The organism is Armatimonas sp., from assembly GCF_043760365.1.
Lineage (GTDB): Bacteria > Armatimonadota > Armatimonadia > Armatimonadales > Armatimonadaceae > Armatimonas.
The window spans coordinates 1-2035 of record NZ_JAYUPA010000254.1 but is presented as its reverse complement, the minus strand read 5'-3'; the positions used below and the strand labels follow the sequence as shown (position 1 = coordinate 2035).

The window sequence follows — 2035 nt, the reverse complement described above, 5'->3', positions numbered from 1 at the left end:
GAAGCGGCTCATTGAGCGCGATAAACTGCCCGATGCCGCGCTCCCAGCCCGCGACTGTGGCGACCCCATCATGGGCGGCAAGAACCGTAAACTTCACGTCGCTAGTGTATCGGCCTGCGCGGCGAGCGCAAAGTCTTTCTCCGTTAATCCCCCCGAGTCGTGGGTAGTGAGCGCCAGAGTGACTTTGTTGTAGCGTATGTCAATATCGGGGTGATGGTCGGCGGTCTGAGCGGCCTCGGCGATGGCATTGACAAAGCGCATCGCGGCGAGAAAATCGGCAAAGACAAACGTGCGGACAATCGTGTCCTTGTCCAGGCTCCAGCCAGAGCGCACTGCCAGCGCCGCCTGCACGTCGGCAGCGCTTAGTTTCAAAACTTTCATGCTTCGTAGTGTACCGCTTAGCGCCGAATTAGCGCCGAATAACGAGCGCGGGCTGGTTGGTGGCGACGCTCTTATAGGCCGCCTCGACCACTTCCACGGCGCGCAGGCCATCTATGCCCGAAGCGAGCAACTGATGAGAGGTTTCGTCGCCCTGGCAGGCCCGCACAAAGGCCGTCACCAACCCGGCGTCTATGTTGCTGCCCCAGTTCTGGTAGCTCACTTTGTTGGCCTTATCCGAGTACAGCACCGACTCCTGAGCGAACATGTCCATCTCAATCACGCCTTTAGTGCCCACCACACTCATTGTTACATTGCCCCAGGTCGGGAAGCTCTTAGGGCGCGACCACGACGCGTCCAAGCTGGCATAGATCCCGCTCTCAAACGTAATGGTCGAGATCCCCGCATCGTCGTAGTCCGAGTGCGCAAAGCCGTTACTCGCCTCGCAGTAGACCTCGCGGGCTTCGTCTTTGAGCAGCGTCCGCAACAAGTCCGTCACGTGAACCGTATGATCCATCACGGCCCCGCCACCGGAGAGCTTGGTATCAATAAACCAGCCGCCCGGACACATTCCCTGGTTCGTGCAGCGCGCCGCCAGAATCTCGCCTAGATCGCCACTCTCGACCGCACTCTTGAGCTGCCAGAAGGCCGGAGAGAAGCGGCAGGGAAACGCGGTGTAGAGCTTCACCTTCGCTTTGGCGCAGGCATCCACCATGGCTTTTGCGTCGTCTGCATTGGGCGCGAGCGGCTTCTCGGAGATCACGTGCTTGCCCGCCGCCGCTGCCGCCTCGGTGAGCGCACGGTGCTTGCTATTTTCGGAGCAGATCACCACGGCGTCCGAGGCCTCCAGAAGCCCATTCAGAGTTTCGTAGGCAGCGATCCCAAAGCCCGCCGACCGCTCGTCCTTGCGCACGGTGTCGTCGTCCCAGATCCCCACAATTTGCGCCTCGTGGGAGCCGCGCAGGCCCGCCACATAGGCCCCCGCGTGCATGTGGGCTGTCGAGAGAATTCCAATTTTCAGCATCGTTCTTTATTCCGTCGTTGCTTTTAGCGCGTCAGGGTGAAGGGGCCTTCGCCTTTTTTCTGTCCGGTGAGAGGATCAAGCACGATCACATGGTCAGAGAGCTGCAGCAGCTCCGTACCAGGCGTCTTCTGCGTCCTCAAGACATGAATAAGCACCTCGCTGCCACCGGGGGTAAAGCGAACTGCCTTAATATTATTGTCGGTATAGACTGCCAGTGGCTGCTGCGTGGCGCGATCCCGGAAAATCACATGCCCTCCGATAAGCTCCACCTGGCGTGTCCCATCCGGCGAGAGAGCGACTCGCCCAAAGCTAGCCCGTGAAATCTCCTTTGGGCGGGGACGTCGGTGCTGAGCCTGCCGAGGAAGACTTCCCAGTAGCACAGCGATGAGAACTCCGGAGAGAGCCGCGACCAGAGTGGTCACTTGCTGGCGGCGACGGGTGTAAGAGTTGGTGGAAAACATATTTTATTTTTCTCGCTTTTCTCGCTTCAAGATAAAGAGCTGCTGATGGTTATGAAGCACCAAAGATTCACCATCCGGCGAACAGGCGGCATGGGAGTCGCCGTAGTACCGAGCGAGTCCCTCGGGCATGGTCGAGGTGTGGAGAATTGCCTGGCTTCCGCCCAGACGGGCA

General features: G+C 59.5%; 3 protein-coding genes. All 3 read right to left on the bottom strand.

Annotation, left to right across the window (positions count from 1 at the left end; genetic code table 11):
* Positions 1–93 precede the first annotated feature (93 nt).
* Genes ACH2EH_RS06110 through ACH2EH_RS06100 form a run of 3 tightly spaced genes read right to left on the bottom strand, consistent with a single transcriptional unit; the run spans position 94 to position 1863 of the window.
* Complete coding sequence (locus ACH2EH_RS06110) at positions 94–381, bottom strand: 4a-hydroxytetrahydrobiopterin dehydratase (RefSeq protein ID WP_395139930.1); 288 nt, start codon at positions 379–381, stop codon at positions 94–96.
* A gap of 28 nt (positions 382–409) precedes the next feature.
* Positions 410–1402: a Gfo/Idh/MocA family protein gene (locus ACH2EH_RS06105; protein WP_395139928.1), complete on the bottom strand. Its 993-nt coding sequence runs from the start codon at positions 1400–1402 to the stop codon at positions 410–412.
* Between the two features lie 23 nt (positions 1403–1425).
* Positions 1426–1863, bottom strand: coding sequence for a hypothetical protein (locus tag ACH2EH_RS06100; RefSeq protein ID WP_395139926.1), 438 nt, complete (start codon positions 1861–1863; stop codon positions 1426–1428).
* Positions 1864–2035: the final 172 nt, after the last annotated feature.